This window comes from Sphingopyxis sp. Geo25 (assembly GCF_949769135.1).
In the GTDB taxonomy this organism is placed as follows: Bacteria; Pseudomonadota; Alphaproteobacteria; order Sphingomonadales; family Sphingomonadaceae; genus Sphingopyxis.
In genome coordinates, this window is sequence record NZ_CATKOZ010000002.1 from 461,682 (window position 1) to 474,786 (window position 13,105).

The window sequence follows — 13,105 nt, forward strand, 5'->3', positions numbered from 1 at the left end:
TTCCGCTCTTACAAACAAATTGCGCGCGCACAGAATTCGAACCTGTTCGCGTGAGCGACGCGCGGCCGACCTCCTCTCGCGCGATCTGTGGGGTGGGGGCGTTCGGCTGATGCAGGCGGCAGACCCAGAGCGTCGGAACGCTTTGGCACGCTCGTCACAAATTTATGGCCAGAATGAAAAGGCCATCGAGGCCTGCCGGAAGCAGCCTGACCGGCGGAAGAAGTCCCTCGCCTGTTCTGTCGACATCACCGGCTGAGGCGCCGTGATAAACGTCGGCGCCGCGCGACATGGGGCGGTCTGATCCTCCGCGCAATGCGATCAGGCCGTCGGCTTTCACTGAATCAACGTTCCGGGCAGCTGCTCATGACCGCGTGGTTCACCGGATCGCGCGTTTTGCGGTGCTGGTCGCGTCCCTGCTGTTGCATGACTTTAAACTGTTTTCGCCACCCGCTCAGGACTTGCCCGGGAGCGTAATGGTTCTTCGCCCGAACGAGCGAGCATCTGCCGAAAAGGCGCCCGGCCCTCCGAGCATCAGCGCGGCGAGAGCCGACAGATGGCAAAGTAGCATCGCCGTGCTTTCCCCGACGGGAGGCTCCCACAGCGTCATGAATATGCCAGTGAGGGCGGCCGCTCGGGTCCGAAGGCCGAGAAGCAGGGCAAGGGCCAACAGTCCCGTCAGCCAGGAGTGGATAGCGGCCGCAGGCAGCGGGTCCAGAGCCAGCGAAGCGGCGTTGGAGAAGCGCATCAGCAAAAGGCCAGCGCCGAGGGTCCCCGCAGGATACTCGGGAAAGAATGATCGCATGGCTGAGCGATATGAGCGCGGCGGTCGCCAAGATACATCCCGATATTGGGTATCGCAGACTTAGCCTTTTGGGGATGAAGAGCGTTCGCGATAAGCGTAGAACGGCATTGCTGGATCGCTGCTATGGGGTATGCAGGTGGGCCATTTGAAGACATCTGCACCGAAGACCTATTGGCGTCGAGCCCCTCTATTGCTTCTGGCGATGTCGCTGATTGCAGGAACTATGCTCGCGGAGCGACCGGCCTTCGCTCTCGATCCTAATCGCGGTATTGACCAGTATCGACATACGCGCTGGACCCGTGACGATGGCGCGCCCGCCCCGATCCACGCCATCGCGCAAACACCCGACGGATATCTGTGGTTGGCGAGCGGCGAGGGCCTGTTCCGGTTCGACGGGATCGCCTTCGAGCGAATGGATGCAGCCGTCGCGGACGAGACCGGAGGGCCACGTACGCTCCTGGTTGCGAAAAACGGCGACCTCTGGACGAGCTACTCGGCGTCGGGACGCTTCGCCGTCTACCGTCGCGGCAAGCTCTCCTTCGTCCCCACCCCGCGCTTCGACGGGGATGTCGTACATATGATCCAGACGCCGGATGGCGATATCTGGGCGGCAATCGGACAGGTCGGCAGGCCCCTTCTGCGTTATCGGAAAGGATCGTGGACCGAAGTCCAGCCGACAGCGGGCCATGGGCGGGATAGCAACACCGGCCTTGCGGTGACTCGCGACGGTGCGCTTTGGGCGGCATATCGCGACAAGATCTTCCGCAAGCAAAATGGAAGCGAGCGCTTCGAGCTCATGATTTCGCAGCCCGGCATGCGGTCTCACCTCTCGGTCGACGCGGAAGGGCGGCTGTGGGCACGCGACACGCTCGGCGTCCGGCCGGTGACAGGACCCGGCGGCCGCTGGTCGGGCAAGCCGGCTGCATTCAACTATCCGACCAACAAGGTCCGGCGCGGTTTCACCATCAAGTTCGACAGGGATGGAAACCTCTGGGTCGCGCGGCGCGGCGACGGGATCGAGCGGCTTCGGATGCCTTCTGCGCTCGGCCCGGACCATGCGCCAGCCCCGTCGACGGAATTTCTCGCAGCCGATGGCCTGACGTCGGATGCGACGATCGCAGTCTTCGAGGATCGCGAGGGAAATATCTGGGTCGCGACGTCGCTCGGGCTCGACCGGTTTCGCAACGCCAATGTCGCTGTCGAGAAAGCGCTGACCAAGCCAGCCGCTTATGGTGACATCCTGCATGTCGCTCGCGATGGAAGCGTCATCATTGCGCAGGCGGACAGCATCTATCGTGCCCGGCCCCGCGCAGCGCCCGAGCTCGTGGAGGGAGGTACTGGCGAGCCCGAGGCGATTTGCGATGGACCCGGAGGGTCGATTTGGGTCGTGCTGGGCGACCGAATCCTTGTCATATCTCCCACGTCGCGGCGCTTGCTCGCCCGCCCGCTGGGTACCGAGACGGGGATTTACGGATGCGGTCTTGATCGCTGGGGCCGGATGTGGATGACCGCGGCGGGAAGCGGCCTCTTCCGGCAGACCGCGAACGGCTGGTTCAACATCCCGGCCAAGCCCGAAAAGCAGGAATTTTATCCGACGCAGATGGTGCGCGATCCCGCGCAGGGGGATGTCTGGATGATCTGGGGTACCGACCGCTTCGCCCGCCTCGATGCCGAAGGCCAGACGCTCTTGACCGCCAATCGCCCGTCGCTCGGCACGATTTATACGATGGCGCCGACCCGCGCCGGCATATGGATCGCCGGAGCGGATCGCTTCGGCCGTCTGAAGGATGGCAGGATCACGTCCTTCGGCTTCGCTCGCGTGCCGGGGTTGCGCGGTGTGAACGGGATCGTTCAGACCGCGGACGGGGAGACATGGGCGCTCGGCTATCAAGGCTTTGTACGCATGCGGTCCGCCGACCTTGACCGCGCCTTGAGCGATCCAAAGTTCACGGCACCTCACCGCCTGTTCGACTTCGTCGACGGCCTTCCGGACCGCTACGCCCGGCAAAGCGTGCAATCGCTCGTTCAGGGTGGCGATGGGCGAATCTGGGGAGCGACGCTCGCCGGGACGGTGTGGATCGATCCCGCGCATATCACGTCGAACAAGCTGCCGCCGCCCGTCGCAATCGGAACGCTGATCGCGGGCGGCATCAAATATTTCGATCCGAAGCAGATTCGGCTCCCGGCTGGCAGTTCGTCGCTGACCTTCGGCTTCGCAGCCCTCAGCCTCGGCGTGCCCGAACGGGTCCAGGTCCGGTATCGGCTGGAGGGTCAGGACGCGGAGTGGGTCGACCCTGGGCGCCGCCGACAGGCAAGTTACACGAACCTCGGGCCCGGCACCTATCGTTTTCGCGTCATCGCCGCGAACGAGGACGGCGTATGGAACCGGAAAGGCGCGGTACTCGAAGTCACCATTCCTCCGACTTTCTTGGAATCGATCTGGTTCAAGATGCTTGTCGGGCTTTTGCTGCTTGCGCTTGGCGCGGCCGCTTATCTGTTTCGGGTCCGACAACTCGAGGCGCGCCTGCAGGGCCGTTTCGACGTCAGGATCGCAGAACGCGAGCGCATCGCGCGCGAACTGCACGATACGCTTCTGCAGGGCTTCCAGGCGCTCATGCTCCAGTTCAAGGCAGGTGTTAATCGGCTGCCGGCAGGCGAACGCAAACCGCTCGACGAGGCACTGGCCCGGGCGCAGGGCATATTGGTCGAGGGCCGCGACCGCGTGCGCGACCTCAGGGCCCCGCGCAGCGACACGGGTCTGGAGACGGTTCTTCTCGACCTCGCCCGGGATATCACGACCGGCTCCGGGATCGACGTGCGGATGACCAGCGAGGGAACGCCGCACGGCCTCCACCCGATCGCCTTCGAGGAAATCGAACGGATCTGCGAAGAAGCGATCCGGAACGTCGTTCATCATTCGGGAGCTGGGTCGCTCCGGATCGATCTGCTGTGGGGCGCCCGCGACCTCAAACTGGCGCTTCGCGACGACGGCAGGGGAATTCCGGAGGATGTCGCCTTGCAAGGCTCGCGCGCCGGACATTACGGGCTTGTCGGGATACGCGAACGGGCCGATCGCATTGGCGCCGAACTGACGATAAGCAGCCGACCCGGCCGGGGGACGGAGGTCGCGCTGTCGATTCCGGCCGCTGGGGCGTATAGTAGCCGTCCCGTCGGTATCGTGCAGCGGCTCCGCTCGCTGTTTCCCTTGCGAAAGCGCATGCCTTGAAACCAGACCATCCGATCCGCCTCCTCATCGTCGACGATCATGTCATGTTGCGCGAAGGTATCGCCGCCATCGTCGCGCCCGAGGCAGACATGCACGTCGTCGGCGAAGCCGAGAATGGCGCCGAGGCTGTCGAACTCCACCGAAAGCTCCGACCGGATCTGACGCTGATGGATCTCCAGATGCCGGTGATGTCGGGTCTCGAGGCTATTACCGCGATTCGCTCCGAATCCCCCAATGCCCGACTTGTCGTGCTGACGACTTATTCCGGCGACGTGCAGGCGGTGCGGGCGCTCAAGGCAGGTGCATGCGGCTACCTGCTCAAAAGCTCGCTCATCGATGAGCTGCTGACCGCCATTCGTTCGGTGCATGCGGGGCGCCGCTACGTTCCGGCCGACGTCGCGCAGGAGATCGCCATTCATGCCGCAGAGGAGCCTCTGAGCCCCCGAGAAATCGCCATTCTCGAGCAGGTCGCAACGGGTAAGGCGAACAAGCTCGTGGCCTGGGAACTGTCGGTTTCGGAAGAAACAGTGAAGGCGCATCTGCGCACCATTTTCATCAAGCTCGGCGTCACCGATCGCACCCAGGCGGTCACGACCGCGCTCCGCCGGGGCATCATCACGCTTTAATCTGCGGCTTCAGCCGCCGGCGTGCCTGTCCCTGACGCGCGCGTTGAGGTCCCTCCAGGATGCCTCGGTCCCTGCTTCCTCGCCCTGTTCACATATTGCGATGCCACCAGCCACCCCTTAATCGGCCGGAGGGCGAGAACGCAGGGGACGGTTATCAGCGGAAGCGAGACGAGCAGATGCACCCACCACGGTGGCCTCAGCATGACTTCGAATCCGACGACGAGGAACAGCAGCGGAAAGGCTACGAAGCAGAGCGCGAAAAAGGCCGGTCCGTCGTCGGGGGTGGCGAAATCATAGTCGAGACCGCAGCTCGGACACACATCCTCGATCTTGAGCCAGCCGCGAAACAGGCTGGCCTTGCCGCAGCGGGGGCATAGCCCACGAAGCCCGACGCTATAGATCCACCGCCAATCGCGAGGCTCCGCGCTTCCGCTATCGTCAGGGGAGGAAGGCAAGCGACGTTTCCCAGAGCCGGTCGGCATTGCCGGGATCAAGCGCATAGCCCGCGACGCCGCCACTGAAGTCCGTCGGCCTCGCCGTGATAAGCGGTGCCTCGTTGCAATCCTCGAAATAAAGACCGCCGATACCCGCGATCAGCGGGGAGGCCGCAAGCAAGACCGATGTCGCCGCGCCCTGTTCCACCGTCTTCCTGAGTTCCACCGGCGTCCGAAGACCGCCCGTATGCTGTTGGAGACCCGTTGCGATCGCGCCCGGATTGAGTGCGTTCGACAGGATGCCGTCATCCTTCCAGTGATGTGTCAGCGCGACCGCAAGGAGCGCGCAGGCAGATTTGGATTGCCCATAAGCGCCGATCGGCGTGTAGGGGACGAAGTCGAACGCAAGATCGTCGAACAGGACCGGGCTGAACCAGTGCCCGCTCGAGCTGAGCGATACCACGCGCGCGCCGTGCGCGGCGGCGAGAGCCGGTCGCAGCCACTGGGTCAGCGCGAAATGGCCAAGATAGTTGGTGCCGAACTGGAGTTCATGTCCTTGAGGCGTTTTCTCGAGTTCGGGCGTAGCCATGATGCCGGCATTGTTGACGAGAATGTCGAGGGGCCCTTGCCAGTTGTCTGTGAAACTGTTCACCGATTTGAGGTCGGCGAGATCAAGACGCCGGACGTCAATGGCAGCATTGCCCGTCGAGGCGCGGAGAGCGTCAGCAACCGGCTGCGCTGCTTCGGGCCGGCGCACGGCGAGGGTGACGGCCGCGCCCGCCGATGCCAGCGCGCGCGCCGTCTCGACGCCGATTCCGGCAGCCCCGCCAGTGACGATCGCCCGCTTCCCATGGAGGTCGACATCCCGAATGACCTCGTCGGCCGTGCTACGGGAATTGAAGGGCGTCGAAATTCTCATGATTACTCCTTGCCGGGAGCGGCGCACGAATTGGCGGCCGCTCCCGGGATGATGGACATCAGCTCTTGAGGAACGCGGCGATGTCCGGGTTGATGATGTCGGGGTGGCTGGCGAACATGCCATGCGGCAGGTCCTTGTAGACTTTGAGCGTCCCTGCCTTCAGCAGCTTGACCGCGAGCGGCGCCGAATCCGCGAAGGGAACGACCTGGTCGTCTTCGCTGTGCATCACCAGCGTCGGAACATCGATCATCTTCAGATCCTCGGTGAGATCGGTTTCGGAAAAAACCTTGATGCAGTCGTAATGCGCCTTGGTTCCGCCCATCATACCTTGGCGCCACCAGTTGCGGATCAGACCTTCGTATATCTTGGCGCCGGGCCGGTTGAATCCATAGAAGGGCCCGCTCGCCACATCGAGGTAGAATTGCGCCCGGTTCGCGGCGAGCGCGCTGCGGTAGCCATCGAAGACTTCGATCGGCGTGCCCCCGGGATTGGCGGCAGTTTTCAGCATCAGCGGCGGGATCGCGCTGATCAGCACCGCCTTGGCGACGCGGCCCTTTCCATGGCGCGCCACATAGCGCGTCACTTCGCCGCCGCCAGTCGAATGCCCAATGTGAATGGCATTTCTGAGATCGAGTGCGTTGGCCAGTTCCGCAACGTCGGCGGCGTAAGTGTCCATATCATTGCCATGGTCGGTCTGGGTTGATCGGCCGTGGCCGCGGCGGTCATGCGCGATGACACGATACCCTTTCGCAAGGAAGTATAGCATCTGGTTGTCCCAGTCGTCCGAGCTCAGCGGCCAGCCGTGATGGAAGACGATCGGCTGACCCTCGCCCCAATCCTTGTAGAAGATTTCGGTGCCGTCCTTGGTGGTGATCGTGCCCATGGGTTTGCGTCCTTTCCGGGTTGAGGGGTGGGATGATGTCGCCGGCGCGGCGGCGGCAGCAATCGGAAGCGTCGCGGCGACGGTCGCGCCGACCGCGCCGAGCAATATGTCGCGCCGGGAACCGGAGAGTGCGGGCAATGCAGAATCTTGTTGGGTCGTCATGTCTGTCCTCCTTCGGTTTTGAATTTCCTGAGATTCGGCGGCAGCATCTCCCAAAGCCGGACGAGTTCGCCGACCGAACGGGCGCGAAGCTTGCGCTTGAGATTGCCGCGATGGATTTTTACGGTGATCTCGCTGATCCCGAGGTCATAGGCGATCTGCTTGTTGAGCTTGCCGAAGGCGACAGCGCCCATCACCTGCCATTCGCGGGGTGTCAGTTTGGCGACCCGCTCCATCGTCTGACGCGCCGAGCGATCGGCGTCACGCCGCATGCGGTCGCGGTCGAGTGCGAGGTTGACGGCCTCGCGCAGAGCCTTCTCGCCGACGGGCTTCAGGAGAAAATCGACGGCGCCATTCTTCATCGCGCGAATGCCCGTCACAAAATCTCCACCGCGCGAGATATATATTATCGAGCGTCTTAGGCCGCGCTCGCGCAGATATGTCTGGAATTCCAGTCCGCCCGGCAGCCAAGCGTCGATGAGATAACAGGTCGTGCAATCGGGAAGCACGGCATCGAGTAGCCGCGGCAGCGACGAAAAGGCGACGGCCGAATGACCCGCAGCGGTGAGGCGGCATTTGAGCGCATCGCGCGTTGTCGGTTCGCCGTCGACGATTACCACGAGCGTTTCCGCTTCGCTCGCGAGCGCTTCCACGGCTGTCGCGGTCGTACCGTTCGGGGCAATGACGCTGGCCGAATCGGAGCGAGCAACTCCCAGTCCAGGATAGCTACGGGGCGGGGGAGGGAGAGGCGTCCTGGACTGGGGACCGGGGGAGAGCGAGGCGGTCATTGAAATCGGTCCTTTTCGACACGTCTTTCTGAGGCCATCATCCCCCTCGCGCGCGTCTTGATCCATCCCGAGCCAAGCTAGAGGGCGCATCCCAATTCGAGTGACGCATACCTTATTCCGTCTCGCGAAAAGCGGACGCGGAGCGAGCTAAACCGCGATAAATGCCCAAATCTATCGAGTATCGCCAAAGTCAGCCGCCGCTCCGGGTTACTCCCCAGTTGGCTGCGAAACCGATAGGGCCCGCTAGGATATTTGCGGCACATTCAGTCGTTGTTACGGCGCTCCGGTACAATGGTGGTCCGACGGCAGATCGGGAGAGGCATGGAGCTCTCGGTCTCGCCCATCTGCGGCGCATCTTCTCAAAGCTCCACGTCTCATATCGGACGCAGGCGGGCACAACGATGCTGTGGCGGGCATCATCGGCGCAGTTTCCGGGGAGCGATAACTCATACCAAGGCATGACTACCGATCGCGAGTGATGTGGGGGAAGCTCGCCCGGCACGAACGGTTGCCGCTGGTAGCCGAGACCAGGAAGGATCGATCATGCCTTTTGTGAACGTCAAGCTCGTCGACGGCGTCTTTACGCCCGAGCAGAAGCACGAAATGGCCAAGGCACTCACCGACGTCATGGTGCGGTTCGAAGGGTCCGAGGCCTTTCGCGAAGTCGTCTGGGTTCTTATCGAAGAGCTTCACACCGATGGGTGGCACATCGGCGGGCGGCCGTTCGCGGGCCCCGCATCGCTCATGCAGTCGCTCGAGAAGTCGAAGGCGACCGTCGAGATGATCGACGGTCAGCCCAAGACCCGCGCCGAATTCGCCGCGCAGCTGCCCCCCCTCAGCTGACGCGCGTTCGGCGCTACCAGAAGGCGGCGGGCCCAGGCGGTCCGCCGCCTCCACCTGGAGGGGATGCTCATGACGCCTTTACCCTGCGAAGCCACGAGCGTTACGTTCGGGTCGTCGGCATTCAATATGCCGCGCACCAGATGACAAGGCCGGACGATCTGTCGATCGCCCGGCCTTGCAGCGCAGTCGTCGGGATCAGAGCGCGACGTCGATCACGAGCTTGCCCTGCGCCGAACGATCGGTGATCGCGGCATGCGCATCGGCGGCCTCGTCGAGCGTGAAGCGACGCGGGTCGAGGCGCGGCACCAGCTTGCCCGCTTCGACGAGCTTCGTCGCTTCGGCCATGATCTCTCCATGATGGGCGCGGCCTTCGCCGGTGATGAGAGGCAGGAGCGTGAAGACGCCCGAATAGGTCGCAGCCCTGAATGAAAGTGGTGCGAGGGCATGCGTGCCCCACCCGAGGCAACTCACGACATGCCCGAAGCGTCTGACCGCGACGAACGCGGTGTCGAGCACCGCCCCGCCGACCGTGTCATAGACGAGATCGAATCCGGTGCCGCCGGTCAGCCGCTCGACATAGTCCGCGACGGCTTCCTCGCGGTCGATCGGGATCGCGCCGAGCGATGTGAGGTAGTCGGCGCGGCTTGCATGGTCGACTGCGAAGACCTTTGCCCCGCGTGCGAGGGCGATCTGGACCGCGACATGACCGACGCCGCCGGCGCCGCCGAGTACGAGGACCGTCTGGCCGGCGCGAACCCCGGCGCGGTCGACCAGCCCTTCCCAGGCCGTGATCGTGACGAGCGGCAGGGCGGCCGCCTCGCGCATCGAGATGTTGGCGGGCTTGCGGGCGAGCAGCGCGGCGTCGACCGCCGCATATTCGGCGAGCGAGCCCTGGACGTTACCGACGCCGCCGGTCATGCCCCACACCTCGTCACCGGGCTGGAAGCCCGTGACGTCGGTGCCGACTTCCTCGACCACTCCAGCCAGATCCATGCCGAGGATGCCGGGGAAGCTGTGCCGCGCATGCGCCGCCTGGCCGGCCCGGATTTTCGTGTCGAGCGGGTTCACGCCGCTCGCATGCACGCGCACCAATACCTGGCCGCTCCCGAGCTCGGGACGCTCGGTCAGCACCGACCGGAAGGGCGCATTGGCCTCATCGAGGATCAAAGCCCGCATCGAATTCTTGGTCATGATGATATCCTTTATTCGGTGATCTTGACGAAGCCCTGCTGGACGAGCTGGATCGTCCGGGCCATCGCGTCGAGGTTGATCCGGATGCCCGGCAGAAGATCGGCATTGACCCACCCGTTCACCTTGGCCGTCGCGCCGCACAATTCCATCTGGACGCCCACCGCCTGGAGATCGGCGACAAGCTGCTTGTAGGGATTGCCGGTCGCGATGTTGCGCGCCGCATTATAGGCGTCGTCGTGTAGCGCGACATGGCCGGCATTGGTATGGAAGACCGTGATCACCTCCGCGGCAGCGCCCCAGTCGGCAATGTCCGCCGTGATGAGACCCAGATGAAACAGCGCGGCCGGCAGGTCGCCTTCAAAGGCGAGGCCTCCGATACTGTGCACGGATTTTACCTCGGCGAGCTTGACGGGGATGTCGATGGTGAGGAGCCTTGCGTCGGACATGATGATTTCCTTTCGCTGTAAGGGCCGGTGCGGACCGGGAGGGGGGAGTTGGTCTTGCCTGACGAGAATATGCTCTTCCCTGCCCGGGGAAATTCATACGTTGGTTTCGAATGGGGAGGCGGTGCAGACGCGATCGCCCCCGGCAGGGAGGGCTGCCGGGGGCGCACGGGGGCGGGGCCTTGGGAGGACGCCTGGGGCTGGGCGGACCGCCGCCGCCGTGTCAGGGTTTCAACAGGAGCTTGCCCGTCGAGCGTCGCGACTCGATGTCGCGGTGTGCATCCACTGCGGCAGCGAGAGGATAGCTCTGCCCGACATGAAGCCGGAGCTGGCCCGATCGCATCCAGTCGAACAGCTGTCGCGACCGCGCGAGCAGCGCGTCGCGATTGCGGACATGGTGCATGACCACCGGGTAGGTGATCTTGATGCTCTTCGGGATCGCGAAGGGATCGATCGGTGGAAGCGGCTCCATGAGCGGCCCGAACAGCGCGAGCGTGCCATGATAATCCACGAGATCGAGCGAGGTGCGAAAGCTCTCGGCGCCGGTGCCGTCATAGACGACGTCGACGCCGCGGCCGGCGGTGATTGCGAGCACCTTATCGCCGATTTCATCGCCGCGCCCGACGAGGACATGGTCGGCGCCGGCCTCGCGCGCAAGCGACACCTTCGCCTCGCTCGATACGCGCGCGATCACCTCGCCGCCGAGGAGCTTGATCATCTGCGTGAGCAGCAGGCCGACGCCTCCCGAAGCCGCGTGAACCAGCGCGACGTCCCCGGGCTTCACCGGGTGGCTTTCAAACACCAGATTGCTCGCGGTGAGGCCCTGCATCATGATGCCCGCGCCATCTTCGAACGAGAGATCGTCGGGAAGGGGTACCAGCTGGTCGGCCGGGGCAATGAGCTGTTCGGCATAGCTCCCCCACGCGAAATACCAGGCAACGCGGTCGCCGGGTCGAATGTCGACGACCCCCGGCCCGACCGCCAGCACCGTGCCGGCGCCTTCGACCCCGGGCACGACCGGAGCCGACTTGCCCGGCGTCAGGCCCCGGCGGGTGCCGGTATCCATGAAGTTGACGCCGGCGGCGCTCACCGCGACTAGCGCTTCGTCGGCGCCCGGCGAGGGCAGCTCAGCTTCTTCGATCCCCAGCGCTTCGGGGCCGCCGAACGCGCGAACGACAATCGCTTTCATATTCCGTCTCCTTGCTCTCAGGCCGCACCGACGGCGCTGCCGCGCTGCGCGATCGTGTCGATCAGCCGGTGGAGTGCGACGGCATCGTCGAAGCTTGGGGCAAGCGACGTCCCCCCGAGCATGTCCGAGGCGAGCCGTTCATAGGCGAGGGCGACGCTTTGCGCCGGGCCGGCCTCGAAGCGCGTTGCGCCATAGCGCTTGGGAATCTCCAGGGCGTGGAGCGTCTCTTCGCCGCGCGCGCCGCGAAGCTCGAAGTCGCCAATCCCGACATATCCGACGGGAGCGGTCAGGATGAGATCGCCGGCGGTGCCGTTGATCTCGACGTGGAAATTGGTGCCGCGCGACAGGCCGCCCCGGAAATGTGCCGAAAGCGCCGTGCCGCTGCCGAGGCGCCCAGCGACCATCACCTGGTCAGCGACGGACATGGGCACTTCGGCGCCCGTCTCCTCGATGCGAATGGTGGGGCGTGCGGTGCCGAGTACCGCCGACAGATTGTCGAACTCGCTGCCGAGGACATGAAGGAGGCCGTCGAGCGAATGCGCGAACGGCACGTTCAGCATCGCCGCCCCGCTTGCCGGGTCGAGCGTGTAGGCGAAGCCCTCGCTCAGCGTTTCGCCCCAGACGATACCCGAGCCGATCATCGTCGCCGAGAGCGGCTTGCCGACATAACCCTCGGTGATGAGGTCGCGCATATGGGCGAAGGTCGGAATGGCACGGGTCTGGAGGCCGATAGCGGTGCGAACGCCGTGCCGCGCCGCAAGGTCGCGCATTGCGGTCGCTTCCGCGAGGCTCGTCCCGAGCGGCCACTCCGAAAAGATCGCCTTTCCGGCAGCCGCGGCTTTCGCGACGAGATCGCGATGCTCGAGCACCTTCACCGCGACGACGACAAGATCGACATCGCCATGCGCCACCAGCTCGTCGGCGGAGCCGAACGCATGGTCGACGCCATATTTGGCGGCAGCCGCCGCGGCGACCTCGGGGCTGTGATGGCTGACAGCGGCGATGCGATACTGGGGAAGCTGCAGCAGCGCGGGGACATGGGCCGTGCTGGCCCAACCCTTGTCGGGATGCACGCCGATGATGCCGACGTTGATACGATCCTTGGTCATGATGGATTCCTATGCCTGGGTGATGTCGAGGATGGTGCGGCGCAGCTCGAGCTCGGCGATGCGCCAGCCGTCGGGACCACGCTCCCAGATTTCGTGATAATGGCCGTAGCCGTTCATCCTCGCGGTCTCTCCCGGAGCGGCGTCGGGGAAGACAATAAGGTCTTCCATCGACCAAACCGCGGTCACGCGGCCGTCGGGGAGTTCGTCGATCTCGGCGTTATGGACCTGGTGGATCGAGCGGCCTTTTTCGAGGAACTGGCTCGACAGGGCGACGAACGCGTCGCGCTCGTCGAAGGCGAACAGGAGATCGCCGTCGGGGCCGAACATGCGGATCTTCGGGGCTTCGGCGAGAAGCCCCGCGAAGGCCTCCCACTGCTTGGTGTCGATGAAGCGGCAGTAGCGGGCTTTCGCCGCTGCTACTTCGTCGGTTGGGCTTTTTATCGTCATCATTTTGTTCCTGCGTCTGGAGGGGAGAAAAGCCGGAGCAGGCGCC

General features: G+C 64.4%; 12 protein-coding genes. 3 read left to right on the plus strand and 9 right to left on the minus strand.

What is annotated here, in order from left to right; all coding sequences use genetic code 11:
- Positions 1-1,004 precede the first annotated feature (1,004 nt).
- Complete coding sequence (locus QOL68_RS09425; protein WP_282948641.1) at positions 1,005-4,028, plus strand: sensor histidine kinase; 3,024 nt, start codon at positions 1,005-1,007, stop codon at positions 4,026-4,028.
- Complete coding sequence (locus QOL68_RS09430; RefSeq protein WP_282948639.1) at positions 4,025-4,654, plus strand: response regulator; 630 nt, start codon at positions 4,025-4,027, stop codon at positions 4,652-4,654. The genes QOL68_RS09425 and QOL68_RS09430 overlap by 4 nt, the downstream gene beginning before the upstream one ends.
- Here the strand turns inward: QOL68_RS09430 and QOL68_RS09435 are convergent.
- The 4 genes from QOL68_RS09435 to QOL68_RS09450 all read right to left on the minus strand — a co-directional run bounded on the left by QOL68_RS09435 (position 4,651) and on the right by QOL68_RS09450 (position 7,702).
- A complete protein-coding gene (locus QOL68_RS09435; protein ID WP_349306397.1) occupies positions 4,651-5,154 on the minus strand; it encodes a DUF983 domain-containing protein in 504 nt (167 codons plus the stop codon). The two genes, QOL68_RS09430 and QOL68_RS09435, sit on opposite strands and share 4 nt — an antisense overlap.
- Positions 5,093-6,007, minus strand: a complete 915-nt coding sequence (locus QOL68_RS09440; protein WP_282948637.1) for an SDR family NAD(P)-dependent oxidoreductase — start codon at positions 6,005-6,007, stop codon at positions 5,093-5,095. The genes QOL68_RS09435 and QOL68_RS09440 overlap by 62 nt, the downstream gene beginning before the upstream one ends.
- A 58-nt stretch (positions 6,008-6,065) precedes the next feature.
- On the minus strand, positions 6,066-6,890 hold the full coding sequence (locus QOL68_RS09445; protein ID WP_282949254.1) for an alpha/beta fold hydrolase: 825 nt from the start codon (positions 6,888-6,890) through the stop codon (positions 6,066-6,068).
- Between the two features lie 158 nt (positions 6,891-7,048).
- The gene (locus QOL68_RS09450; protein WP_282948635.1) at positions 7,049-7,702 is read right to left on the minus strand and encodes a response regulator transcription factor; all 654 of its coding nucleotides are present in this window, start codon (positions 7,700-7,702) and stop codon (positions 7,049-7,051) included.
- 678 nt (positions 7,703-8,380) lie between these two features.
- On the opposite strand from QOL68_RS09450, the gene QOL68_RS09455 reads away from it, so the two are divergent.
- On the plus strand, positions 8,381-8,680 hold the full coding sequence (locus QOL68_RS09455) for a tautomerase family protein (protein ID WP_058457079.1): 300 nt from the start codon (positions 8,381-8,383) through the stop codon (positions 8,678-8,680).
- 195 nt (positions 8,681-8,875) lie between these two features.
- Here QOL68_RS09455 and QOL68_RS09460 read toward each other — a convergent pair whose 3' ends face one another.
- From QOL68_RS09460 to QOL68_RS09480, 5 genes are all read right to left on the minus strand, one after another.
- Positions 8,876-9,871, minus strand: a complete 996-nt coding sequence (locus tag QOL68_RS09460; protein WP_282948632.1) for a zinc-dependent alcohol dehydrogenase family protein — start codon at positions 9,869-9,871, stop codon at positions 8,876-8,878.
- A gap of 11 nt (positions 9,872-9,882) precedes the next feature.
- On the minus strand, positions 9,883-10,317 hold the full coding sequence (locus QOL68_RS09465; protein WP_058457081.1) for a DsrE family protein: 435 nt from the start codon (positions 10,315-10,317) through the stop codon (positions 9,883-9,885).
- A 220-nt stretch (positions 10,318-10,537) separates the two neighbouring features.
- A complete protein-coding gene (locus tag QOL68_RS09470; RefSeq protein ID WP_282948631.1) occupies positions 10,538-11,503 on the minus strand; it encodes a quinone oxidoreductase family protein in 966 nt (321 codons plus the stop codon).
- A gap of 17 nt (positions 11,504-11,520) precedes the next feature.
- The gene (locus QOL68_RS09475; protein WP_282948629.1) at positions 11,521-12,612 is read right to left on the minus strand and encodes a Gfo/Idh/MocA family protein; all 1,092 of its coding nucleotides are present in this window, start codon (positions 12,610-12,612) and stop codon (positions 11,521-11,523) included.
- A 9-nt stretch (positions 12,613-12,621) separates the two neighbouring features.
- Entirely contained in the window at positions 12,622-13,059 is a 438-nt protein-coding gene (locus QOL68_RS09480; RefSeq protein WP_282948627.1) for a nuclear transport factor 2 family protein, read from the minus strand.
- Positions 13,060-13,105: the final 46 nt, after the last annotated feature.